Genomic DNA, 22,756 nt, shown 5'->3' on the forward strand with positions numbered 1-22,756 from the left:
GGAAATCAACATCAACAATAAAGACACGCGCAAACGTTTTCGTTTATACTGCGCGCGGAATTAATCAGGGGATATTCGTTATGACGTTATTAGGCACTGCGCTGCGTCCGGCAGCAACTCGCGTGATGTTATTAGGCTCCGGTGAACTGGGTAAAGAAGCGGCAATCGAGTGTCAGCGTCTCGGCGTAGAGGTGATTGCCGTCGATCGCTATGCCGACGCACCAGCCATGCATGTCGCGCATCGCTCCCATGTCATTAATATGCTTGATGGTGATGCATTACGCCGTGTGGTTGAACTGGAAAAACCACATTATATCGTGCCGGAGATCGAAGCTATTGCCACCGATATGCTGATCCAGCTTGAAAAGGAAGGACGGAATGTTGTCCCCTGCGCTCGCGCAACGAAATTAACGATGAATCGCGAGGGTATCCGTCGCCTGGCGGCAGAAGAACTGCAGCTACCCACTTCAACTTATCGTTTTGCCGATAGTGAAAGTCTTTTCCGCGAAGCAGTTGCCGCTATTGGCTATCCCTGCATAGTTAAACCGGTAATGAGCTCTTCCGGCAAAGGGCAGACGTTTATTCGTTCCGCCGAGCAGCTTACACATGCGTGGGAATACGCTCAGCAAGGTGGACGCGCCGGAGCGGGCCGCGTGATTGTTGAAGGCGTCGTTAAGTTTGACTTCGAAATTACCCTGCTAACCGTCAGCGCAGTGGATGGCGTCCATTTCTGTGCACCGGTAGGTCATCGCCAGGAAGATGGCGACTATCGTGAATCCTGGCAACCGCAGCAAATGAGTCAGCTGGCTCTGAAACGTGCGCAGGAGATTGCCCGCAAAGTAGTACTGGCACTGGGCGGTTATGGTCTGTTTGGTGTCGAGCTGTTTGTCTGTGGTGATGAGGTGATTTTCAGTGAGGTCTCCCCTCGCCCGCATGACACCGGGATGGTGACGTTAATTTCTCAGGATCTCTCGGAATTTGCCCTGCATGTGCGTGCTTTCCTCGGACTTCCGGTTGGCGGGATCCGCCAGTATGGCCCTGCAGCTTCTGCCGTTATCCTGCCACAACTGACCAGTCAGAATGTCACGTTTAATAATGTGCAGAATGCCGTAGGCGCAGGTTTGCAGATTCGTTTATTTGGTAAGCCGGAAATTGATGGCAGCCGTCGTCTGGGTGTAGCGCTGGCGACCGCTGAGAGTGTTGATGAAGCGATTGAGCGCGCAAAGCACGCCGCAGCACAGGTAAAAGTACAAGCTTAACCCCGGCGAAAAACGCTACAAAAATGCCCGATTCACGATCGGGCATTTTGACTTTTATAGCTTAGCGCCTTCTACAGCTTCACGCGCCAGCTTAGTAATGCGGTCGTAATCGCCCGCTTCCAGCGCATCTGCCGGAACCAGCCAGGAACCACCGATGCAGAGCACGCTTTTCAGCGCCAGGTAGTCACGGTAGTTAGCCGGAGAAATACCACCTGTCGGGCAGAAACGGACCTGGGAGAACGGACCCGCGATCGCCTGCAGGGCTTTCACGCCGCCGTTAGCTTCAGCCGGGAAGAATTTGAACTCTTTCAAACCGTAGTCCATACCCAGCATCAGTTCGGAAACAGTGCTGATCCCCGGAATCAGAGGAATAGTCCCTTCGGTAGCAGCTTTCAGCAGCGGCTCGGTCAGACCCGGGCTAATTGCGAACTGTGCACCCGCTTCGGTGACTTCTGCAAGCTGCTGTGGATTCAGCACCGTACCGGCACCCACAATCGCTTCAGGCACTTCTTTGGCGATAGCACGGATAGCGTCAACTGCACACTCGGTACGCAGAGTCACTTCCAGAACGCGCACCCCACCAGCAACCAACGCTTTTGCCATCGGCACCGCGTGTTCCAGTTTTTTTACCACGATAACCGGTACAACCGGGCCGGTGGTGAGGATTGATTCTGCACTTGTTTTCCAGTTTTTCATCAGAGTTTTCTCTCGCCTGATTACAAATTTGTCGTCTTAAAAAGTGATACAGGTTGCGCCCTGTTCGGCACCGGACAGTTTTTCGCGCAAGGCGCTGAATAATTCACGTCCTGTTCCCACGCGTGACGCGCTCAGGTCAGGAATGTGTGGTTCGCGAGCAGCCAGTTCCGCTTCGTCTACCAGCAGCGTCAGTTCGCCTGTCTGTCCATTCACACGAATGATGTCCCCGTCGCGCACTTTTGCCAGCAGCCCGCCATCGTAGGCTTCTGGTGTTACGTGGATAGCTGACGGCACTTTACCTGAAGCGCCGGAGAGTCGTCCATCGGTAACTAACGCAATTTTGAAACACCGGTCCAATAATACACCAAGTGGCGGCATGAGTTTATGTAATTCTGGCATTCCGTTCGCTTTTGGCCCCTGATGACGGACAACAACGACACAATCGCGGTCCAGCAAACCCGCTTCAAAGGCTGGCATAACGTCATGCTGGCTTTCAAAAACAACCGCAGGCGCTTCAATCACCTGGTTCTCTACCGGCACGGCAGAGGTTTTCATAACCGCGCGGCCCAGGTTACCGCTTAACACTTTTGTCCCACCATGATGAGAGAAAGGTTGTTCGAAGGAAGCGATCACATTGTTGTCGAGTGATTTTTCTGCCCCTTCCCGCCAGTCCAGTTCACCATTATTCAGCCATGGTTCAAGGGTATAACGAGACAGACCAAAGCCTGCCACCGTATTGACATCTTCATGCAGCAGGCCTGCTTTGAGCAGTTCACGTACCAGAACCGGTACGCCACCTGCCGCCTGGAAGTGGTTAATATCGGCCGGACCGTTCGGGTAGAGACGTGCCATCAGCGGTACAACATCAGAAAGGTCAGAGAAGTCATCCCAGTTAATCTGAATACCGGCTGCGCGCGCCATCGCCACCAGGTGCATGGTGTGGTTAGTGGAACCACCGGTCGCCAGCAGTGCAACGATACCGTTCACCACCACTTTCTCATCTATCATCTTACCGATCGGCATCCATTCATTACCATTACCGGTCATGCGTGTAACCTGGCGCGCAGCTGCAGCGGTCAAAGCATCGCGCAGCGGGGAGTCCGGATGAACAAAAGAAGAGCCCGGCAACTGCATCCCCATAAACTCCACCACCATCTGATTCGTATTGGCGGTACCGTAGAAAGTACATGTCCCTGGAGCATGATAAGACGCAGCTTCTGACTCCAGCAGCGCCATGCGGTCCACTTTACCTTCAGCATAAAGCTGGCGAATCCGCACTTTTTCTTTATTTGGCAAACCGCTTGCCATCGGACCTGACGGCACAAACACCGCAGGCAAATGCCCAAACGACAGGGCTGCCATCGTCAGCCCGGGGACAATCTTGTCGCACACACCGAGGAACAGCGCACCATCAAACATGTTATGGGACAGCCCCACCGCCGCAGACATCGCAATCACTTCGCGGCTTAACAGCGACAATTCCATTCCATCCTGCCCCTGGGTGACACCATCACACATCGCCGGAACACCGCCCGCAACCTGACCAACCGCATTCGCTTCATGCAGGGCTTTACGAATGATTTCTGGATAGTGTTCATAAGGCTGGTGTGCGGAGAGCATGTCGTTATAGGAAGTGATGATGGCGATATTGTTACGCAACATGCTTTTCAAAGAGGCTTTGTCTTCTGGCTGGCAGGCAGCGAAACCGTGTGCCAGGTTACCACATGCCAACTGCGAACGATGAACGGTCGAAGTTTTCGCTTGTTCTATCCGGGCGAGGTAAGCAGAGCGAGTCTCGCGCGAACGTTCAATGATTCGATTTGTTACGCGTAACAATTGTGGATTCATAAAGGCTCCTGAAATTGAGTTGTCAGAGCAGGATGATTCACAACGCGTTTCATTCAGAGGATTTATGACTGAAACGCCTGTAACCGGAGCTCATAGGGCAAAAACGTTTCAGTCAGTGTAATAAAAAAAGCCTCGTGGGTGAATCCACACGAGGCCTGAAAGTGTAAAAATTGTTCTACAATCTGTGCAAGATCATGTTACCGGTAAAATAACCATAAAGGATGAGTGCAGATATTACTCAAACTCATTCCAGGAACGACCGTCACGGGTAATCATCGCCACCGAGGCAACCGGTCCCCAGGTTCCGGCCTGATACGGTTTCGGCGCATCATTGTCCATCGCCCACGCCTCAGTAATGGAGTCCACCCATTTCCAGGCTTCTTCTACTTCATCACGACGTACAAACAGTGCCTGAATACCGCGCATGGTTTCCAGCAGCAGACGTTCATAGGCATCTGCTAAATGCGTCTGATTAAAGGTTTCTGAATAGCTCAAGTCCAGCTTGGTGATTTGCAGGTTATGTTTGTGGTCAAGGCCAGGAACTTTATTCAGTACCTGGATATCCACGCCTTCATCAGGTTGCAGACGGATAGTCAGTTTATTCTGCGGCAGATCCTGCCACGACTCTTTAAACAGATTCAGTTCAGGTGTTTTGAAATAGACCACGACTTCAGAACATTTGGTCGGTAGACGTTTACCAGTACGCAGGTAGAATGGCACACCGGCCCAGCGCCAGTTATCAATGTCGACGCGGATCGCCACGAAGGTTTCTGTATTGCTGCTCTTGTTCGCGCCCTCTTCTTCCAGATAGCCCGGCACTTTTTTGCCCTGGGCGAAGCCCGCAGTATATTGCCCGCGTACGGTTTTTTCGCGCACGTTGGAGCGGTCAATGCGGCGCAGAGACTTCAGTACTTTCACTTTTTCATCGCGGATGCTGTCTGCACTCAGGTCAGACGGCGGAGACATCGCAATCATGCAGAGAATTTGTAGCAGGTGATTCTGGATCATGTCGCGCATCTGACCGGCTTTATCAAAATAGCCCCAGCGACCTTCGATCCCCACTTCTTCTGCCACGGTAATCTCAACATGGTCAATGGTGCGATTATCCCAGTTGTTCACAAATAGAGAGTTAGCAAAACGCAGCGCCAACAGGTTCAGCACCGTTTCTTTACCAAGGTAATGGTCGATACGGTATACCTGGCACTCCTCAAAATATTCACCAACTTGATCGTTGATTTCCCGCGAGGTCGCCAGCGACGTCCCCAGCGGTTTCTCCATAACTACGCGTGCCGGTTTAGCATTCAGTTTTGCCTCGCCAAGCCCTTTGCAGATTGCACCAAAAGTGCTGGGCGGCATGGCAAAGTAGTTAATGGTGATACGATTTTTTTGATCCAGCATCGCGCCGAGACGGCTGAATGCAGCTGTGTCATTGACATCGAGATTACAAAAATCCAGACGTGCACTCAGGGTGTCCCATAAACCTTCATCAATGGTTTCTTTCATGAAAGTTTCGAGTGCCTCGCGGACAACTTTGGTATATGCCGCTTTATCCCAGTCAGCACGCCCTACGCCGATAATCCGGGTGTCCGGGTTGAGCTGACCGGCTTTTTCCAGTTGATACAGGGAAGGCAGCAATTTACGACGCGCAAGGTCGCCTTTCGCGCCGAAAATGACCAGGTCACAGGCCTGGGCTGTTTGCGTTACCGCCATGTCATTCTCCTTAAGTTAACTAACCCGGTACTTAAGCCAGGGTATACTTGTAATTTTCTTACGGTGCACTGTACTGCTTTTACGAGCTTGCGAAAACTGTAAACGCTTATCCACCCGTGCGATTACGGTAAAAGCGCGCAAAGTGGGGCAAAACTGATAAAAAAATCATCGTTTTCCATTGGGTAAAAATCTGACACTGATCATGTTATGAAAAAAAATAACAACTTTTTTATCTGCTTTTGTCATTAACACAGCACACAGGCGTAATATCTGACAAAACTGCATTTCGATTTCTTTCAGTGCGGAAATCGTCATTACCCGTGAGTCTCTTTACATCATGAATATGCTGGAAAAAATCCAGTCTCAGCTGGAACATTTGAGCAAATCAGAGCGCAAAGTTGCCGAGGTCATTCTGGCTTCGCCCGATAACGCGATCCATTCGAGTATTGCTGCTCTGGCGCTGGAGGCCAATGTTAGTGAACCGACGGTGAATCGTTTCTGTCGCAGTATGGACACGCGCGGTTTTCCTGATTTTAAACTGCATCTGGCACAAAGTCTGGCGAATGGCACCCCCTATGTTAATCGCAACGTCAATGAAGATGACAGCGTTGAATCATACACGGGGAAAATATTTGAGTCCGCAATGGCAACGCTCGATCATGTCCGTCATTCACTGGATAAATCTGCCGTTAACCGCGCCGTCGACTTGCTCACTCAGGCAAAAAAAATCGCTTTCTTTGGATTAGGCTCTTCTGCCGCCGTTGCCCACGATGCGATGAATAAGTTCTTTCGTTTTAATGTTCCGGTGGTGTACTCCGATGATATCGTGCTGCAACGCATGAGTTGTATGAATTGTAGCGACGGAGACGTGGTGGTGCTGATTTCTCACACTGGAAGAACAAAAAATCTGGTCGAGTTGGCGCAGTTGGCACGGGAAAACGACGCCATGGTGATTGCCCTCACCTCTGCGGGTACCCCGCTCGCCCGGGAAGCAACGCTGGCAATTACCCTCGATGTACCGGAAGATACTGACATTTATATGCCCATGGTTTCTCGACTTGCACAGCTGACCGTGATAGATGTGCTGGCAACAGGTTTTACTTTGCGACGTGGTGCAAAATTCAGAGATAACTTGAAGCGGGTCAAGGAAGCGCTGAAGGAATCGCGTTTTGATAAGCAGTTACTTAATTTAAGTGACGATCGCTAAAAACGACTGTCACTGTTCTAATCTTATACGACATCCGAATGAGATTACTTTATCGCCATAACGGCGTTATTTCATTCGGATTTCATGTTCAAGCAACACCTGGTTGTTTCAGTCAACGGAGTATTACATGTCCAGAAGGCTTCGCAGAACAAAAATCGTTACCACGTTAGGCCCAGCAACAGATCGCGATAATAACCTTGAGAAAGTTATCGCTGCGGGTGCAAACGTTGTACGGATGAACTTTTCTCACGGCTCTCCTGAAGATCACAAAATGCGCGCGGATAAAGTTCGTGAGATTGCCGCAAAACTGGGGCGTCATGTGGCTATTCTGGGTGACCTCCAGGGGCCCAAAATCCGTGTATCCACCTTTAAAGAAGGCAAAGTTTTCCTCAATATTGGGGATAAATTCCTGCTCGACGCCAACCTGGGTAAAGGTGAAGGCGATAAAGAAAAAGTCGGTATCGACTACAAAGGCCTGCCTGCTGACGTCGTGCCCGGTGACATCCTGCTGCTGGACGATGGTCGCGTCCAGTTAAAAGTACTGGAAGTTCAAGGCATGAAAGTATTCACCGAAGTGACCGTCGGCGGTCCGCTCTCCAACAATAAAGGTATCAACAAACTCGGCGGTGGTTTGTCGGCTGAAGCGCTGACCGAAAAAGACAAAGCAGACATTAAGACTGCGGCGTTGATTGGCGTAGATTACCTGGCTGTTTCCTTCCCGCGCTGCGGCGAAGATCTGAACTATGCACGCCGCCTGGCTCGCGACGCAGGTTGTGATGCGAAAATTGTTGCCAAGGTTGAACGTGCGGAAGCCGTTTGCAGCCAGGATGCAATGGATGACATCATCCTCGCCTCTGACGTGGTAATGGTTGCTCGCGGCGACCTCGGTGTGGAAATTGGCGATCCAGAATTGGTCGGCATTCAGAAAGCGTTGATCCGTCGTGCACGTCAACTAAACCGCGCGGTAATCACTGCGACCCAGATGATGGAGTCAATGATTACTAACCCGATGCCGACGCGTGCAGAAGTCATGGACGTAGCAAACGCCGTTCTGGATGGTACTGACGCTGTGATGCTGTCTGCAGAAACTGCTGCTGGTCAGTATCCTTCAGAAACCGTTGCAGCCATGGCGCGTGTTTGCCTGGGTGCGGAAAAAATCCCGAGCATCAACGTTTCTAAACACCGTCTGGACGTTCAGTTCGACAATGTGGAAGAAGCTATCGCCATGTCAGCAATGTACGCGGCTAACCACCTGAAAGGCGTTACGGCGATCATCACTATGACCGAATCGGGTCGTACCGCTCTGATGACCTCCCGTATCAGCTCCGGTCTGCCGATTTTCGCTATGTCGCGCCATGAACGTACGCTGAATCTGACTGCTCTCTATCGTGGCGTTACGCCGGTGCACTTTGATAGCGCTAATGACGGCGTAGCAGCTGCCAGCGAAGCGGTTAATCTGCTGCGTGATAAAGGTTACTTGATGTCTGGTGACCTGGTGATTGTCACCCAAGGCGACGTGATGAGTACCGTGGGTTCTACTAATACCACGCGTATTTTAACGGTAGAGTAAGTACGTTGCCGGATGCGGCGAAAACGCCTCATCCGGCCTACAGTTCAATGATAGTTCAACAGATTTCGAATCTTCTGAAGCAAACTTGAACTTATCACACGGCGGAAGCCTCTCCTCGCGAGAGGCTTTTTTTATTTGATGGGATAAAGATCTTTGCGCTTATACGGTTGGATTTCGCCCGGTTTGCGAGTTTTCAGCAATTTTAATATCCAGGTGTATTGTTCTGGTCGCGGACCAACAAAAATCTCGACTTCTTCATTCATCCGCCGCGCAATCGTATGGTCATCCGCCTCTAACAGATCATCCATCGGTGGGCGCACCTGAATCGTCAGACGATGCGTCTTGCCATCATAAATCGGAAACAGCGGTACAACGCGCGCACGACACACTTTCATCAAACGACCAATCGCGGGCAACGTCGCTTTATAGGTGGCAAAGAAATCAACAAATTCGCTGTGCTCTGGACCATGATCCTGATCGGGTAAATAATATCCCCAGTAGCCCTGACGTATCGACTGGATGAATGGTTTAATACCATCATTTCTCGCATGCAGACGACCGCCAAAGCGACGACGCACCGTGTTCCAGACATAATCAAAAACCGGGTTGCCCTGATTATGGAACATCGCTGCCATTTTCTGCCCTTGCGAGGCCATCAGCATGGCCGGGATATCGACGGCCCAGCCGTGCGGCACCAGAAAGATCACTTTCTCGTTATTACGCCGCATCTCTTCGATGATCTTCAGCCCTTGCCAGTCAACGCGCGGCTGAATTTTCTCCGGCCCGCGTATTGCCAACTCAGCCATCATTGCCATCGCTTGCGGCGCAGTGGCAAACATCTCATCAACAATCGCTTCGCGTTCAGCTTCACTACGTTCTGGAAAGCAGAGCGACAGATTGATTAACGCACGACGGCGTGAGCTTTTTCCCAGTCGTCCGGCAAAACGTCCCAGCCGTGCCAGAATGGGATCGCGGAACTTTGGCGGTGTTAAAGCGATACCCGCCATCGCTGCTACGCCCAGCCATGCTCCCCAGTAGCGAGGATGGCGAAAGGATTTATCAAACTCAGGAATGTATTCGCTATTATTTTTTTTCGTTTCCATGCTTTTCCAGTTTCGGATAAGGCAAAAATCAATCTGGTGATAGTGTAGCGGCGCAACTTGCCTCGCACCAAATAAAAAAGCCGGTACTGACTGCGTACCGGCTGCGAATGGATGTTAATTAATCAAACCGTAGCTGCGGCACAATCTCTTTGGCCTGCGCCAGGAATTCGCGACGATCGGATCCAGTCAGTCCTTCGGTACGCGGCAGTTTTGCCGTCAACGGGTTTACGGCCTGCTGGTTGATCCAGACTTCATAGTGCAAATGCGGCCCGGTTGAACGCCCAGTATTACCGGAAAGCGCGATACGGTCGCCACGTTTCACTTTCTGTCCTGGTTTCACCAGAATCTTACGCAAGTGCATATAACGCGTGGTGTAGCTACGACCATGACGAATAGCCACATAATAACCTGCTGCGCCACTGCGTTTGGCAACCACCACTTCACCGTCACCCACTGAAAGCACTGGCGTACCCTGTGGCATGGCGAAATCAACACCTCTGTGTGGCGCAACACGACCAGTCACCGGATTAGTACGACGCGGGTTAAAGTTAGACGAGATACGGAACTGTTTCGCCGTCGGGAATCGCAAGAATCCTTTCGCCAGACCAGTACCGTTACGATCGTAGAATTTGCCATCTTCAGCGCGGATTGCGTAATAATCTTTACCTTCTGAACGCAAACGTACGCCCAGCAGTTGGCTTTGCTCACGTTTGCCATCAAGCATTTCTCGTGACATTAACACCGCAAATTCATCGCCTTTTTTCAGTTTGCGGAAATCCATTTGCCACTGCATGGCTTTAATCACTGCGCTCACTTCGGCGCTGGTTAAACCGGCGTTTCTGGCGCTGGCAACAAAGCTTCCCCCGACGGTACCTTTCAGCAGATTGTTGACCCACTCTCCTTGCTGCATTTCGCTGGTCATTTTAAAACCGTTAGCGGCAGTACGGTCATAGGTTCGGGTTTCCCGACGAGATACTTCCCAGGTAAGGCGCTGCAATTCGCCGTCCGCGGTTAATGTCCAGGAAAGTTGTTGACCGATTTTCAGGTTACGCAATTCTTTGTCAGCAGCAGCCAGTTGGGTGATATCCCCCATATCAATACCATACTGATTGAGAATGCTGCTTAGCGTATCGCCAGTGGAAACAACATATTCATGCACGCCCGCTTCACCGGCGATTTTGTCATCCAGTTCATCCTGGGGAATGGCTTCATCTTCTTGTGCAGCTTGATCAATCGGCTCACTGGCTTCAGGTAAGAGCGAACGAATTTCGTTCTGTTCCAGCTCAATGGTTTTGACAATTGGCGTGGTATCGCGGTGATAAACATAGGGCCGCCAGACAGCGACGGCCAGAGTAAGAACGGTGAGCGACCCCAACATAACGCGGTGTGGTCGCGGTAAATTATTAAACGCCAGGGCGACAGAGCGGGCTATCTGTTGCACGTAATCACTTCCTCATTAATCTCCTTTCAGGCAGCTCGCATACTGGTTGGCTAATTGATTCAGGAATTCTGAATAGCTTGTTTTACCCAGTTTGATATTCGTCCCCAGGGGATCCAACGTTCCCATACGAACGGATGTCCCTCGTGCGACGCTCTCAACGACCGCTGGCCTGAACTGTGGCTCAGCAAAAACGCAGGTTGCTTTTTGCTCAATCAACTGTGTTCTTATTTCATGTAAACGCTGCGCGCCAGGTTGAATCTCAGGGTTAACGGTAAAATGACCAAGCGGTGTCAGTCCGAACTGTTTTTCGAAATAGCCGTAAGCATCGTGAAAAACGAAATAACCTTTCCCCTTGAGCGGCGCGAGCTCGTTACCAACCTGCTTTTCGGTTGAGGCTAATTGTGCCTCAAAATCCTTCAGGTTGGCGTCAAGTTTGGCTCGACTTTGCGGCATAAGTTCCACTAATTTTCCATGGATTGCAACCGCTGTAGCCCGCGCTATCTCTGGGGAGAGCCAAAGATGCATGTTGAAATCGCCGTGATGGTGATCTTCGTCACTTTTTTCCGCGTGGTCGTGATCATCATCATCGCCGTGAATACTTTTCATCAGCAGCGGTTTCACATTCTCTAGCTGCGCAATCGTTACCTGTTTCGCTTCAGGTAATTTACTTACCGGTTTTTGCATGAACGCTTCCATCTCCGGGCCAACCCAAACGACTAAGTCCGCGTTCTGTAAGCGTTTTATATCTGATGGACGCAGTGAATAATCATGTTCTGAAGCGCCGTCAGGTAGTAAAACCTCCGTTTCTGTTACCCCATCAGCAATGGCAGAAGCAATGAACCCAACGGGTTTAAGCGAAGCGACAACGGCAGCATCTGCGGCCTGTGTTGCACCACCCCAGAGAGCGGCGGATAATGCTGCGAAAAGAAGCGTTTTTTTATGTAACATAATGCGACCAATCATCGTAATGAATATGAGAAGTGTGATATTATAACATTTCATGACTACTGCAAGACTAAAATTAACATGACAAGTCTGGTTTCCCTGGAAAATGTCTCGGTTTCTTTCGGCCAACGCCGCGTCCTCTCTGATGTGTCGCTGGAACTTAAACCTGGAAAAATTTTAACTTTACTTGGGCCAAATGGCGCAGGTAAGTCGACACTGGTACGGGTAGTGCTCGGACTGGTAACACCCGATGAAGGGGTTATCAAGCGCAACGGAAAACTGCGCATCGGCTACGTACCGCAGAAGCTGTATCTCGACACCACATTGCCACTGACCGTAAATCGATTTTTACGCTTACGCCCTGGCACACATAAAGAAGATATATTGCCTGCACTGAAACGTGTCCAGGCCGGGCATCTGATTAACGCACCGATGCAAAAGCTCTCGGGTGGCGAAACACAGCGTGTATTGTTAGCGCGAGCATTGTTAAATCGACCGCAATTATTAGTGCTGGATGAACCCACTCAGGGCGTGGATGTGAATGGTCAGGTGGCGTTATATGACCTTATTGACCAGTTGCGTCGCGAACTGGATTGTGGCGTTTTAATGGTGTCTCACGATCTGCATTTGGTAATGGCAAAAACCGATGAAGTGCTTTGCCTGAATCACCACATTTGTTGTTCCGGCACACCGGAAGTTGTTTCCCTGCATCCGGAGTTTATTTCTATGTTTGGTCCTCGTGGTGCTGAACAACTGGGTATCTATCGCCATCATCATAATCATCGTCACGATTTACAGGGACGAATTGTTTTGCGTCGGGGAAATGATCGCTCATGATTGAATTATTATTTCCTGGTTGGTTAGCCGGGATCATGCTCGCCTGTGCCGCGGGTCCGCTGGGTTCATTTGTAGTCTGGCGTCGTATGTCTTATTTCGGTGATACACTGGCTCATGCCTCATTACTTGGCGTCGCGTTTGGTTTATTGCTGGACGTGAATCCATTCTATGCGGTAATTGCCGTTACGCTGCTGCTGGCGGGCGGTCTGGTATGGCTGGAGAAGCGCCCACAGCTGGCGATCGACACGTTATTAGGGATTATGGCGCACAGTGCCCTGTCGCTGGGCCTGGTGGTCGTTAGTCTGATGTCTAACATTCGTGTTGATTTGATGGCTTACCTGTTCGGTGATTTGCTGGCAGTGACGCCAGAAGATCTCATCTCTATTGCGATTGGCGTGGTCATCGTAGTGGCGATTCTGTTCTGGCAATGGCGCAATTTGCTGTCAATGACGATTAGCCCGGATCTGGCGTTTGTTGATGGTGTGAAATTACAGCGCGTGAAATTGTTGTTGATGCTGGTGACAGCATTGACGATTGGTGTAGCGATGAAATTTGTCGGCGCGTTGATTATTACTTCGCTGCTGATTATTCCTGCAGCTACAGCGCGTCGCTTTGCCCGCACGCCGGAACAGATGGCCGGTGTCGCTGTTTTGGTGGGAATGGTGGCAGTAACTGGCGGTTTAACCTTTTCCGCATTTTACGATACGCCGGCGGGTCCGTCGGTAGTGCTATGTGCGGCACTGTTATTTATTATCAGTATGATGAAAAAGCAGGCCAGCTAATCTGTCGCTGAACACATTTGTCGGATGCGGCGCGAGCGCCTTATCCGACCTACGGTTCGCTACTTTTGGTAGGCCTGATAAGACGCGAACAGCGTCGCATCAGGCTTATCGCCAATGTCGGAAGCGGCTTGAATGCCTTATTCAACTTAAGGCATTTCTGGTGGCGTGATGCCGAAGTGGTTCCACGCCCGCACTGTCGCCATACGCCCGCGCGGTGTACGCTGCAAAAAGCCTTGCTGAATCAAATAAGGTTCCAGTACATCCTCAATGGTTTCACGTTCTTCGCCAATGGCTGCCGCCAGGTTATCCAGACCTACCGGCCCACCAAAGAACTTATCGATTACCGCCAGCAACAATTTGCGGTCCATATAATCGAAACCTTCAGCATCAACATTCAGCATATCCAGTGCCTGGGCGGCGATATCCGCCGAGATGGTGCCATCGTGCTTCACTTCGGCAAAATCGCGAACACGACGCAGCAGACGGTTGGCAATACGTGGCGTACCACGCGCCCGGCGAGCAACTTCCAACGCGCCATCGTCACTCATCTCAAGCCCCATAAAACGGGCACTACGACTGACGATATATTGCAGATCCGGCACCTGATAAAACTCCAGACGTTGCACAATACCAAAACGATCACGCAGCGGTGATGTCAGCGAACCTGCGCGCGTGGTTGCACCAATCAGAGTAAACGGCGGCAAGTCAATTTTAATGGAGCGTGCCGCCGGACCTTCACCAATCATAATATCCAGTTGGTAGTCTTCCATTGCCGGATACAACACCTCTTCCACCACTGGTGAAAGACGGTGGATCTCATCAATAAACAGCACGTCATGCGGTTCAAGGTTAGTGAGCATCGCTGCCAGATCGCCCGCCTTTTCCAGCACTGGACCGGAAGTCGTGCGTAAATTCACGCCCATTTCATTGGCGACAATGTTGGCAAGCGTAGTTTTACCTAAACCCGGAGGACCAAAAATCAACAGATGATCGAGGGCATCGCCGCGCAGTTTCGCTGCTTTGATGAAAATCTCCATCTGTGAACGAACCTGCGGCTGACCAACATACTCTTCCAGTAATTTGGGGCGAATGGCGCGATCTGCCACATCTTCCGGCAAAGTGGTACCGGCAGAAATCAGACGGTCTGCTTCAATCATCCTTTACCTCATAACGCGGCGCGTAGGGCTTCGCGAATTAATGTTTCACTGCTGGCGTCAGGGCGAGCGATTTTGCTCACCATCCGGCTTGCTTCTTGTGGTTTATAGCCCAGCGCCACCAGCGCGGCAACCGCTTCCTGTTCAGCATCGTCGGTCGCCGGGCTGGCAGGTGACGTGAGTACCAGGTCGGCAGCTGGCGTAAAGAGATCGCCATGTAAACCTTTAAATCGGTCTTTCATTTCGACAATCAAGCGTTCGGCGGTTTTTTTGCCAATACCCGGCAGTTTCACCAGAGCCCCCACCTCTTCACGCTCAACGGCATTAACGAACTGCTGCGCTGACATTCCGGAGAGGATTGCCAATGCCAGTTTAGGCCCAACGCCGTTGGTTTTGATCAACTCTTTGAACAACGTGCGCTCTTGTTTATTGTTAAAACCGTACAGCAGTTGCGCGTCTTCACGCACCACAAAGTGGGTGAAAACGATCGCTTCCTGACCCGCTTCAGGGAGTTCATAAAAACAGGTCATCGGCATATGCACTTCATAGCCTACGCCGCCCACTTCAATTAATACCAGCGGGGGTTGTTTTTCAATGATGATGCCTCTGAGTCTGCCTATCACATGACGCTCCTGCGTAATGAATCAAAGATAATGCTGTATGATAAAAAAATGCTGGATAGATATCCAGCGAGGGATGATATTAAATCATTTCAGAACTGATAATCCTTTGGCTCACGGTATCTGAAATTTTCTATGAATCACCTTACATCGCACTCTTTCTTTGACTTCTAATGGCCAATTTTTCCACGTTCCTTGCTGGCGTGCTTCCATTCGCGGCATTTTTTTAGTTGGTGAAGGAGTAAGACCGCAAATATAAATGCGCTTATTGCCCATATAGCTATCAGAATCGGCAAAGGGCTGATATTGAAAAACACGTTTTCACAGGGTTTCCCGATGGCGGGGCGATCTTTTACAACCTTCACGCACATGGTGATTCCTGGTTTTATACGCTTGTCCTCAACATGCAAATTCCAGGTCTTACCGTCAATCTGCCAGGTCAGGTCATAGGCATACAGCCCCGTGCAATCAATCCTTCCTCCCCGCAGTAAATTGCAGGAGTGCGAGGCGCTACGCTCAAAATTACTGGTATAACGAACCGAAGAAACTTTTGCGAGCGTAGTCAAGCTATTGCGGTGGTACTCATACTCCAGAACGGCAGCATAACTGGTATAAATCGCTAAAAAGAAGTAAAAGAGCGCAATTGGCTTCCTGAAACGTGGGTAGTGAGCTTCCATGAGATAGATGCTTAATATCAACGTCCCGGCAAGAGCAAATGAGATTAAAAGCTGATTGAATACGCTTGATAAATTCATCCGCGCCTCTGTATCTGGCAAGCAGGTAGAGGACTAATCATTCAGCGAGTCCCTGAACGCTGAATTTTTGCGGGATCATTCCACTATCAATACGCCACTGATATGACTCCGTATGCGCTAACTCGTCACCATTAAGATCAATCGAGACCTGGTTTGAGTAAATATCATACTCATCAATTATGTCAGCGCCTGAGTATTCATACAGAGCATAATATCCTGCCATCAAATCCCCCTTCGACACCCTTTCATAACTTTTTAGCACATAGCCATATCGCCAGTTAATCAAATCAAAAAGAATGCTTTCGGCGTCCTCTCTTGCAAAAATATCATCCCCCACTCTGATGATAAAACTTCCGGCATTAATTTTATAATGATGTTTTCCCGGCAGAAATTCAAAAGCCTGAGTGAGTGAAAATGATTCTTTATAATGATCACCCGCAGGAATAACTTGCCAGCCATCGACCCCATCATAAATTCCACACATCCCATCAAGGACAATGTTGCTTGTTGTGATGTCAAAGGCTTTATTGCAAGGCATCAAACCACCTTCAAAGATATAAGCAGGTTGATTATTGCTATTGTAGAAATCCAGTAAAGCATTCACCACCTGCCCCTGCTGTATAACGCTAAGCCTCACGGTGACACCACTTTGCGCCATTCTCGCATCGTTAAGGCTTGCACCAGCTTCACCCACGCCGTAGATATCATCACGCATATGAATAATTTGAGGCACAAACTCATTATTCTCATTTAAAGAAATACGTCCATATCGCCAGGGATAGCGGATGACATTATCTTGAGCAAATACATTCACGCATTGACTGATCGAAACTATAATTATCACATTAATAAATAACCGCATAAAACATTCCTTGTTATTATTACAATACAATGCTAATGCTTTACCATCACGAAAGATAGATGCTGTTTTATATATAAATAATGGATTGATATAGTGAAAATAAATTACCCAGCTAAATATGAAACCGGTGATATTGTTTTTACCTGCATCGGTGCTCGCCTGTTTGGGCAAATCTCTGCAGCCTCGAAATGCTGGAGCAACCATGTGGGGATAATCATTGGACATGACGGTGATGATTACCTGGTTGCGGAGAGTCGAGTTCCGCTCTCCACAATCACAACTTTGTCACGATTTATTGAACGGTCGACCGATCAACGCTACGGTGTTCGCCGCCTGGCAGGAGGTTTAACCGCAGAGCAGAAACTTGCTCTTGTCGAAAAGGTCCCTGCCCGGTTGCATAAGTTCTACCACACCGGTTTTAAATACGAATCATCCCGCCAGTTCTGTTCAAAATTCGTTTTTGATATTTATAAAGAGGCGCTATGTATTCCAGTGGGTGAAATAGAGACGTTTGGAGAACTGTTAAATAGCAATCCGAATGCAAAACTCACTTTCTGGAAATTCTGGTTCTTAGGTTCTATTCCGTGGGAGCGTAAAACCGTCACGCCAGCCAGTTTGTGGCATCATCCGGGTTTGGTGTTGATTCATGCGGAGGGAGTAGAAACGCCTCAGCCTGAATTGACCGAGGCGGTATAACTTAACGCAGTCGCCCTCTCGCCAGGTTCAGCCGCGATTCGCTCATTTGCATCGCATTCTGACTAACGTGGCAGTGGGTGATGGCAATTGCCAGCGCATCAGCGGCATCCGCCTGAGGATTAGCGGGGAGTTTCAGCAAGGTGCGGACCATATGCTGCACCTGGCTTTTTTCGGCACTACCAATACCTACCACCGTTTGCTTTACCTGACGTGCCGCGTATTCAAATACTGGTAATTCCTGATTCACCGCCGCCACAATCGCCACGCCACGCGCCTGCCCCAGCTTCAGGGCCGAGTCGGCATTTTTAGCCATAAAGACTTGTTCAATGGCGAAATAATCAGGCTGGAACTGGGTGATGATTTCCGTCACGCCCGCATAGATGAGCTTAAGACGAGACGGTAAATCATCTACTTTGGTGCGTATACATCCGCTACCCAGGTAGGACAGCTGCCTGCCCACCTGGCGGATGACGCCATAGCCGGTCACGCGCGAACCCGGGTCAATGCCGAGAATAATAGCCATCACGCGTCTCCGTTTTGCTGTTTAGCAGGCCTCATCAGAGAGTCGCTGCAACCTCATCAGAGATTTCACCGTTATGGTAGACTTCCTGCACGTCGTCGCAATCTTCCAGCATATCGATCAGACGCATCAGTTTCGGTGCGGTTTCTGCATCCATATCAGCTTTGGTGGACGGGATCATGGAAACTTCCGCGCTGTCTGCTTTCAGACCTGCAGCTTCCAGAGCGTCGCGTACTTTGCCCATTTCCTCCCATGCAGTGTAGACGTCAATCGCGCCATCATCATAGGTCACAACATCTTCAGCACCAGCTTCCAGAGCTGCTTCCATGATGGTGTCTTCATCGCCTTTCTCAAAGGAGATCACGCCTTTTTTGCTGAACAGATAGGCTACGGAACCATCAGTACCGAGGTTACCGCCACATTTGCTGAATGCGTGACGCACTTCAGCAACGGTACGGTTGCGGTTATCAGACAGACATTCAATCATGATTGCCGTGCCGCCAGGACCGTAACCTTCGTAGATGATGGTTTCCATGTTTGCATCATCATCACCACCCACACCACGGGCAATTGCGCGGTTCAGGGTGTCACGGGTCATGTTGTTAGACAGTGCTTTATCAATAGCTGCTCGCAGACGCGGGTTAGCATCCGGATCGCCACCGCCCAACTTAGCCGCGGTTACCAGCTCACGAATGATTTTAGTGAAGATTTTACCGCGCTTAGCATCCTGCGCAGCTTTACGATGTCTGGTGTTGGCCCATTTACTATGACCTGCCATAAAAATATCTCCAGGTAGCCCTGCCTGTTCAGGCAGCGTTAATTACAAACTGTTCAATCGCCTGCCGGTTGCTCCATGACTTTGTGAGCGCCGCCGCAGCATGCGCATCAAGCCACTTGTAGGCCAGATGTTCAGTGAAAACGATCTGGCGCTCGTGCGGGAGTGCAAGACAGAACCAAGATTCCGTATTACGCGTTACGCCCGGCGCATAGCGATGACGTAAATGTGAAAAAATTTCAAACTCCACCGTGCGCTGACAGTCAATTAAGGTCAGTTGTTCAGCGACAACATCAATGGTGACCTCTTCCTTTACTTCGCGCATGGCGGCTTGCGGCGCGGTTTCCCCCTCTTCCACACTGCCGGTTACCGACTGCCAGAAATCGGGATCATCACGCCGCTGTAACATCAGCACCCGTTTCGTATCTTGCGCATAAATAACCACCAGAATAGAAACGGGACGCTTATAAGTCATATCAATTATTCTCTGCCTTCTTCACAACCTGAATGCTCAGCTCGGACAGAGCAGTCGGGTTAGCAAAGCTTGGCGCTTCGGTCATCAGACACGCTGCCGCCGTGGTTTTCGGGAAGGCGATAACGTCACGGATGTTGTCGGTACCGGTCAGCAGCATGGTCAGACGGTCAAGACCGAATGCCAGACCTGCGTGCGGCGGAGTACCGTATTTCAGGGCGTCGAGCAGGAAGCCGAATTTCTCGCGCTGTTCCTCTTCGTTGATCCCCAGAATGCCAAACACCGTCTGCTGCATATCACCATTATGGATACGCACAGAACCACCGCCCACTTCGTAACCATTGATGACCATATCGTAAGCGTTCGCCACCGCATTTTCCGGTGCAGCTTTCAACTCTGCCGCCGTCATGTCTTTCGGTGAGGTGAACGGATGGTGCATTGCCGTCAGGCCGCCTTCACCGTCGTCTTCAAACATCGGGAAGTCGATAACCCACAGCGGTGCCCATTTGCCTTCGTCGGTCAGACCAAGGTCTTTACCCACTTTCAGACGCAATGCGCCCATCGCGTCGGCAACAATTTTCTTGTTATCGGCACCGAAGAAAATCATATCGCCATCTTGCGCGGCAGTACGATCCAGGATGGCTTCGATGATTTCAGCGTTGAGGAACTTCGCTACCGGGCTGTTGATACCTTCCAGACCTTTCGCACGTTCGTTAACTTTGATGTACGCCAGACCTTTCGCGCCGTAGATTTTAACGAAGTTACCGTATTCGTCGATCTGCTTACGGGTCAGCGATGCGCCACCCGGAACACGCAGAGCAGCAACGCGGCCTTTCGGATCGTTCGCCGGACCTGCGAATACCGCGAACTCAACGGATTTCAGCAGATCAGCAACGTCAGTCAGTTCCATCGGGTTACGCAGATCCGGTTTATCAGAACCATAACGGCGTTCTGCTTCTGCAAAGGTCATTACCGGGAAATCGCCCAGATCCACGCCCTTCACTTCCAGCCACAGATGACGCACCAGCGCTTCCATCACTTCACGCACTTGCGGCGCGGTCATGAAAGAAGTTTCCACATCGATCTGAGTAAATTCAGGCTGACGATCAGCGCGCAGGTCTTCGTCACGGAAGCATTTGACTATCTGATAGTAGCGGTCAAAACCGGACATCATCAGCAGCTGTTTGAACAACTGCGGGGATTGCGGCAGTGCGTAGAATTTACCTTTGTGCACACGAGAAGGCACCAGGTAGTCACGCGCGCCTTCCGGCGTGGCTTTGGTCAGCATCGGAGTTTCGATGTCGAGGAAGCCGTGGTCATCCATAAAACGGCGCACCAGGCTGGTGATTTTAGCGCGGGTTTTCAGGCGCTGAGCCATTTCCGGACGACGCAGGTCGAGGTAGCGGTATTTCAGTCGCGCTTCTTCGGTGTTGACGTGGTTAGAGTCAAGCGGCAGAACGTCTGCGCGGTTGATGATGGTCAGCGAGGAGGCCAGCACTTCGATTTCGCCGGTCGCCATATCGCGGTTGATATTTTTTTCGTCACGCGCACGTACGGTGCCCGTGACCTGAATGCAGAACTCATTACGCAGTTCAGAGGCCAGCTTTAACGCGTCCGCACGATCCGGATCGAAAAATACCTGCACGATACCTTCGCGGTCGCGCATATCGATGAAGATCAGGCTACCAAGATCACGACGACGGTTGACCCAACCACACAGAGTCACCTGCTGCCCCACGTGGGACAAACGGAGCTGTCCACAATATTCTGTACGCATGAGATATCCCTTAACTTAGCTGCCGGCGGATGCCCCCTGCTGCGCAGGTGACCAAGTCGCAGCGTTAGCTGTATGTCACAACTGAATGAAAAAAGGCGGCTATTATACTGGAAATTCTGCCGCACCGTAAGAGCCTGGCCCGCGCTGGAACGCCTCGTTACCACTTTATATCGGGCCTGAAATCAGACTCTACGCCAGTTTGCTATAAAGGTGTTGCCCGAACTCATAAAAATTAACAAAATTTGTCGTTCCGCCATCAGCTAATCGCATTAAGGTGAAAGGCACGATTTCGTTTTATCAGGAGACAACATGCTTGAACTGAATGCTAAAACCACTGCGCTGGTGGTGATTGATTTACAAGAAGGCATCTTACCTTTTGCCGGTGGCCCGCATACTGCCGATGAGGTGGTTAATCGCGCCGGGAAGCTGGCGGCGAAATTTCGCGCGAGCGGTCAGCCCGTGTTTCTGGTGCGCGTTGGCTGGTCTGCCGATTATGCCGAAGCATTAAAACAGCCGGTTGATGCCCCCTCCCCCGCTAAAGTGTTACCCGAAAACTGGTGGCAACATCCTGCTGCATTAGGTGCAACCGACAGCGATATCGAAATCATCAAACGTCAATGGGGTGCGTTTTACGGTACGGATCTGGAGTTGCAATTACGCCGCCGGGGTATCGATACAATAGTATTATGTGGGATCTCGACCAATATCGGTGTTGAATCCACCGCCCGCAATGCCTGGGAACTTGGTTTTAATCTGGTGATTGCCGAAGACGCCTGCAGCGCCGCCAGCGCCGAGCAGCACAATAACAGCATCAACCATATCTACCCACGCATCGCCCGTGTGCGCAGTGTGGAAGAGATCCTCAACGCATTATGATTTACATCGGTCTGCCGCAATGGTCGCATCCTAAATGGATCCGTCTGGGGATAACCAGCCTGGAAGAGTATGCCCGCCATTTTAACTGTGTGGAGGGCAACACCACGCTATACGCTCTGCCGAAACCCGAGGTTGTCCTGCGCTGGCGTGAGCAGACCACAGATAATTTTCGCTTCTGTTTTAAGTTTCCGGCGACCATTTCGCATCAGGCAGCATTACGGCATTGCGATGATTTAGTAACTGGATTTTTGACTCGCTTGTCACCGTTAGCGCCGCGCATTGGGCAATACTGGCTGCAACTGCCTGCCACATTTGGCCCACGGGATCTGCCTGCGCTTTGGCATTTTCTCGACTCTCTTCCCGGCGAGTTTAATTATGGTGTGGAAGTCCGACATCCACAGTTTTTCGCCAAAGGGGAAGAGGAACAAACACTTAATCGCGGTTTACATCAGCGCGGCGTTAATCGGGTGATTTTAGACAGCCGCCCGGTTCATGCAGCACGCCCACACAGTGAAGCTATTCGCGACGCTCAACGGAAAAAACCTAAAGTTCCCGTACATGCTGTGCTGACGGCGACAAATCCGCTGATCCGTTTTATCGGTAGTGATGATATGACGCAAAACCGAGAGTTGTTTCAGGTTTGGTTACAAAAATTAGCGCAGTGGCATCAGACCACTACGCCTTATCTTTTTTTACATACGCCAGATATTGCCCAGGCACCGGAACTGGTACATACCCTGTGGGAAGACTTACGTAAAACGCTTCCAGAGATCGGAGCAGTTCCGGCTATTCCACAGCAATCTTCTCTTTTCTGAATTTGCCACCTATCATAGACAGGTGCCATCGGCCAT

At 50.6% G+C, this 22,756-nt stretch carries 22 protein-coding genes; 8 read left to right on the forward strand and 14 right to left on the reverse strand.

Going from position 1 to position 22,756, the window contains the following annotated elements:
* Window positions 1-80: 80 nt before the first annotated feature.
* Window positions 81-1,259 carry a formate-dependent phosphoribosylglycinamide formyltransferase gene (purT, locus tag BEB54_RS03595; protein WP_105276931.1) on the forward strand — a complete coding sequence of 393 codons (1,179 nt, stop codon included), beginning with the start codon at window positions 81-83 and terminating at the stop codon, window positions 1,257-1,259.
* Window positions 1,260-1,313: 54 nt separating this feature from the next.
* Here the strand turns inward: purT and kdgA are convergent, their stop codons facing one another.
* From kdgA to zwf, 3 genes are all read right to left on the reverse strand, one after another.
* A complete protein-coding gene (kdgA, locus tag BEB54_RS03600) occupies window positions 1,314-1,955 on the reverse strand; it encodes a bifunctional 4-hydroxy-2-oxoglutarate aldolase/2-dehydro-3-deoxy-phosphogluconate aldolase (RefSeq protein WP_000800512.1) in 642 nt (213 codons plus the stop codon).
* A 36-nt stretch (window positions 1,956-1,991) separates the two neighbouring features.
* Window positions 1,992-3,803: a phosphogluconate dehydratase gene (edd, locus tag BEB54_RS03605; protein WP_001069461.1), complete on the reverse strand. Its 1,812-nt coding sequence runs from the start codon at window positions 3,801-3,803 to the stop codon at window positions 1,992-1,994.
* A gap of 234 nt (window positions 3,804-4,037) precedes the next feature.
* The gene (zwf, locus tag BEB54_RS03610; RefSeq protein ID WP_000301730.1) at window positions 4,038-5,513 is read right to left on the reverse strand and encodes a glucose-6-phosphate dehydrogenase; all 1,476 of its coding nucleotides are present in this window, start codon (window positions 5,511-5,513) and stop codon (window positions 4,038-4,040) included.
* Window positions 5,514-5,850: 337 nt separating this feature from the next.
* Here zwf and hexR point away from each other — a divergent pair, with 337 nt between their 5' ends.
* Window positions 5,851-6,720, forward strand: coding sequence for a DNA-binding transcriptional regulator HexR (gene hexR, locus BEB54_RS03615; RefSeq protein ID WP_001056701.1), 870 nt, complete (start codon window positions 5,851-5,853; stop codon window positions 6,718-6,720).
* 127 nt (window positions 6,721-6,847) lie between these two features.
* Window positions 6,848-8,290, forward strand: a complete 1,443-nt coding sequence (gene pyk, locus BEB54_RS03620; protein WP_000091148.1) for a pyruvate kinase — start codon at window positions 6,848-6,850, stop codon at window positions 8,288-8,290.
* Between the two features lie 131 nt (window positions 8,291-8,421).
* On the opposite strand, the gene lpxM is transcribed toward pyk, so the two are convergent.
* The 3 genes from lpxM to znuA form a co-directional block, all read right to left on the reverse strand.
* Complete coding sequence (gene lpxM / locus BEB54_RS03625) at window positions 8,422-9,393, reverse strand: lauroyl-Kdo(2)-lipid IV(A) myristoyltransferase (RefSeq protein WP_105282133.1); 972 nt, start codon at window positions 9,391-9,393, stop codon at window positions 8,422-8,424.
* Between the two features lie 118 nt (window positions 9,394-9,511).
* Window positions 9,512-10,834 carry a murein DD-endopeptidase MepM gene (mepM, locus tag BEB54_RS03630; protein WP_032184424.1) on the reverse strand — a complete coding sequence of 441 codons (1,323 nt, stop codon included), beginning with the start codon at window positions 10,832-10,834 and terminating at the stop codon, window positions 9,512-9,514.
* Window positions 10,835-10,849: 15 nt separating this feature from the next.
* The gene (gene znuA, locus BEB54_RS03635; RefSeq protein ID WP_105277025.1) at window positions 10,850-11,782 is read right to left on the reverse strand and encodes a zinc ABC transporter substrate-binding protein ZnuA; all 933 of its coding nucleotides are present in this window, start codon (window positions 11,780-11,782) and stop codon (window positions 10,850-10,852) included.
* A gap of 78 nt (window positions 11,783-11,860) precedes the next feature.
* Here znuA and znuC point away from each other — a divergent pair, with 78 nt between their 5' ends.
* Together znuC and znuB are read left to right on the forward strand one after the other, a co-directional pair.
* Window positions 11,861-12,616, forward strand: a complete 756-nt coding sequence (gene znuC, locus BEB54_RS03640; protein ID WP_000202996.1) for a zinc ABC transporter ATP-binding protein ZnuC — start codon at window positions 11,861-11,863, stop codon at window positions 12,614-12,616.
* Window positions 12,613-13,398: a zinc ABC transporter permease subunit ZnuB gene (gene znuB / locus BEB54_RS03645; protein ID WP_000571478.1), complete on the forward strand. Its 786-nt coding sequence runs from the start codon at window positions 12,613-12,615 to the stop codon at window positions 13,396-13,398. Before znuC ends, znuB begins: the two co-directional genes overlap by 4 nt.
* A gap of 146 nt (window positions 13,399-13,544) precedes the next feature.
* On the opposite strand, the gene ruvB is transcribed toward znuB, so the two are convergent.
* The 4 genes from ruvB to BEB54_RS03670 form a co-directional block, all read right to left on the reverse strand.
* A complete protein-coding gene (gene ruvB, locus BEB54_RS03650) occupies window positions 13,545-14,555 on the reverse strand; it encodes a Holliday junction branch migration DNA helicase RuvB (protein ID WP_000568522.1) in 1,011 nt (336 codons plus the stop codon).
* Between the two features lie 8 nt (window positions 14,556-14,563).
* Window positions 14,564-15,175 (reverse strand): Holliday junction branch migration protein RuvA, encoded by a 612-nt coding sequence (gene ruvA, locus BEB54_RS03655; protein WP_000580323.1) that lies wholly within the window; start codon window positions 15,173-15,175, stop codon window positions 14,564-14,566.
* Between the two features lie 167 nt (window positions 15,176-15,342).
* On the reverse strand, window positions 15,343-15,927 hold the full coding sequence (locus BEB54_RS03660) for a hypothetical protein (RefSeq protein WP_105276930.1): 585 nt from the start codon (window positions 15,925-15,927) through the stop codon (window positions 15,343-15,345).
* A 37-nt stretch (window positions 15,928-15,964) separates the two neighbouring features.
* The gene (locus BEB54_RS03670) at window positions 15,965-16,789 is read right to left on the reverse strand and encodes a hypothetical protein (protein WP_001235962.1); all 825 of its coding nucleotides are present in this window, start codon (window positions 16,787-16,789) and stop codon (window positions 15,965-15,967) included.
* Between the two features lie 93 nt (window positions 16,790-16,882).
* Between BEB54_RS03670 and BEB54_RS03675 the strand changes: the two genes are divergently transcribed.
* Window positions 16,883-17,485, forward strand: coding sequence for a YebB family permuted papain-like enzyme (locus BEB54_RS03675; RefSeq protein WP_032184426.1), 603 nt, complete (start codon window positions 16,883-16,885; stop codon window positions 17,483-17,485).
* Between the two features lies 1 nt (window position 17,486).
* On the opposite strand, the gene ruvC is transcribed toward BEB54_RS03675, so the two are convergent.
* Genes ruvC through aspS form a run of 4 tightly spaced genes read right to left on the reverse strand, consistent with a single transcriptional unit; the run spans window position 17,487 to window position 21,029 of the window.
* Window positions 17,487-18,008: a crossover junction endodeoxyribonuclease RuvC gene (gene ruvC, locus BEB54_RS03680; protein WP_001295503.1), complete on the reverse strand. Its 522-nt coding sequence runs from the start codon at window positions 18,006-18,008 to the stop codon at window positions 17,487-17,489.
* A 34-nt stretch (window positions 18,009-18,042) separates the two neighbouring features.
* Complete coding sequence (locus BEB54_RS03685; RefSeq protein WP_000907234.1) at window positions 18,043-18,783, reverse strand: YebC/PmpR family DNA-binding transcriptional regulator; 741 nt, start codon at window positions 18,781-18,783, stop codon at window positions 18,043-18,045.
* A gap of 28 nt (window positions 18,784-18,811) precedes the next feature.
* Window positions 18,812-19,264: a dihydroneopterin triphosphate diphosphatase gene (gene nudB / locus BEB54_RS03690; RefSeq protein WP_077626310.1), complete on the reverse strand. Its 453-nt coding sequence runs from the start codon at window positions 19,262-19,264 to the stop codon at window positions 18,812-18,814.
* Window positions 19,257-21,029 carry an aspartate--tRNA ligase gene (aspS, locus tag BEB54_RS03695; RefSeq protein ID WP_032184428.1) on the reverse strand — a complete coding sequence of 591 codons (1,773 nt, stop codon included), beginning with the start codon at window positions 21,027-21,029 and terminating at the stop codon, window positions 19,257-19,259. Before aspS ends, nudB begins: the two co-directional genes overlap by 8 nt.
* Window positions 21,030-21,338: 309 nt before the next feature.
* On the opposite strand from aspS, the gene BEB54_RS03700 reads away from it, so the two are divergent.
* Entirely contained in the window at window positions 21,339-21,905 is a 567-nt protein-coding gene (locus tag BEB54_RS03700; RefSeq protein ID WP_000891621.1) for a hydrolase, read from the forward strand.
* Entirely contained in the window at window positions 21,902-22,720 is an 819-nt protein-coding gene (locus tag BEB54_RS03705) for a DUF72 domain-containing protein (RefSeq protein WP_105268678.1), read from the forward strand. Before BEB54_RS03700 ends, BEB54_RS03705 begins: the two co-directional genes overlap by 4 nt.
* Window positions 22,721-22,756 lie beyond the last annotated feature (36 nt).

Source organism: Escherichia sp. MOD1-EC6021, assembly GCF_002965245.1.
Taxonomy (GTDB): Bacteria; Pseudomonadota; Gammaproteobacteria; order Enterobacterales; family Enterobacteriaceae; genus Escherichia; species Escherichia coli_F.

Excerpts from the sequence above, each read along its gene's own strand:
- kdgA (WP_000800512.1), bottom strand. The coding sequence starts at position 1,955 with ATGAAAAACTGGAAAACAAGTGCAGAATCAATCCTCACCACCGGCCCG.
- znuA (WP_105277025.1), bottom strand. The coding sequence starts at position 11,782 with ATGTTACATAAAAAAACGCTTCTTTTCGCAGCATTATCCGCCGCTCTC.
- BEB54_RS03660 (WP_105276930.1), bottom strand. The coding sequence starts at position 15,927 with ATGAATTTATCAAGCGTATTCAATCAGCTTTTAATCTCATTTGCTCTT.
- aspS (WP_032184428.1), bottom strand. The coding sequence starts at position 21,029 with ATGCGTACAGAATATTGTGGACAGCTCCGTTTGTCCCACGTGGGGCAG.
- purT (WP_105276931.1), top strand. The coding sequence starts at position 81 with ATGACGTTATTAGGCACTGCGCTGCGTCCGGCAGCAACTCGCGTGATG.
- BEB54_RS03685 (WP_000907234.1), bottom strand. The coding sequence starts at position 18,783 with ATGGCAGGTCATAGTAAATGGGCCAACACCAGACATCGTAAAGCTGCG.
- pyk (WP_000091148.1), top strand. The coding sequence starts at position 6,848 with ATGTCCAGAAGGCTTCGCAGAACAAAAATCGTTACCACGTTAGGCCCA.
- edd (WP_001069461.1), bottom strand. The coding sequence starts at position 3,803 with ATGAATCCACAATTGTTACGCGTAACAAATCGAATCATTGAACGTTCG.
- zwf (WP_000301730.1), bottom strand. The coding sequence starts at position 5,513 with ATGGCGGTAACGCAAACAGCCCAGGCCTGTGACCTGGTCATTTTCGGC.
- ruvB (WP_000568522.1), bottom strand. The coding sequence starts at position 14,555 with ATGATTGAAGCAGACCGTCTGATTTCTGCCGGTACCACTTTGCCGGAA.
- znuB (WP_000571478.1), top strand. The coding sequence starts at position 12,613 with ATGATTGAATTATTATTTCCTGGTTGGTTAGCCGGGATCATGCTCGCC.
- lpxM (WP_105282133.1), bottom strand. The coding sequence starts at position 9,393 with ATGGAAACGAAAAAAAATAATAGCGAATACATTCCTGAGTTTGATAAA.
- hexR (WP_001056701.1), top strand. The coding sequence starts at position 5,851 with ATGAATATGCTGGAAAAAATCCAGTCTCAGCTGGAACATTTGAGCAAA.
- BEB54_RS03705 (WP_105268678.1), top strand. The coding sequence starts at position 21,902 with ATGATTTACATCGGTCTGCCGCAATGGTCGCATCCTAAATGGATCCGT.
- znuC (WP_000202996.1), top strand. The coding sequence starts at position 11,861 with ATGACAAGTCTGGTTTCCCTGGAAAATGTCTCGGTTTCTTTCGGCCAA.
- ruvC (WP_001295503.1), bottom strand. The coding sequence starts at position 18,008 with ATGGCTATTATTCTCGGCATTGACCCGGGTTCGCGCGTGACCGGCTAT.
- BEB54_RS03700 (WP_000891621.1), top strand. The coding sequence starts at position 21,339 with ATGCTTGAACTGAATGCTAAAACCACTGCGCTGGTGGTGATTGATTTA.
- BEB54_RS03670 (WP_001235962.1), bottom strand. The coding sequence starts at position 16,789 with ATGCGGTTATTTATTAATGTGATAATTATAGTTTCGATCAGTCAATGC.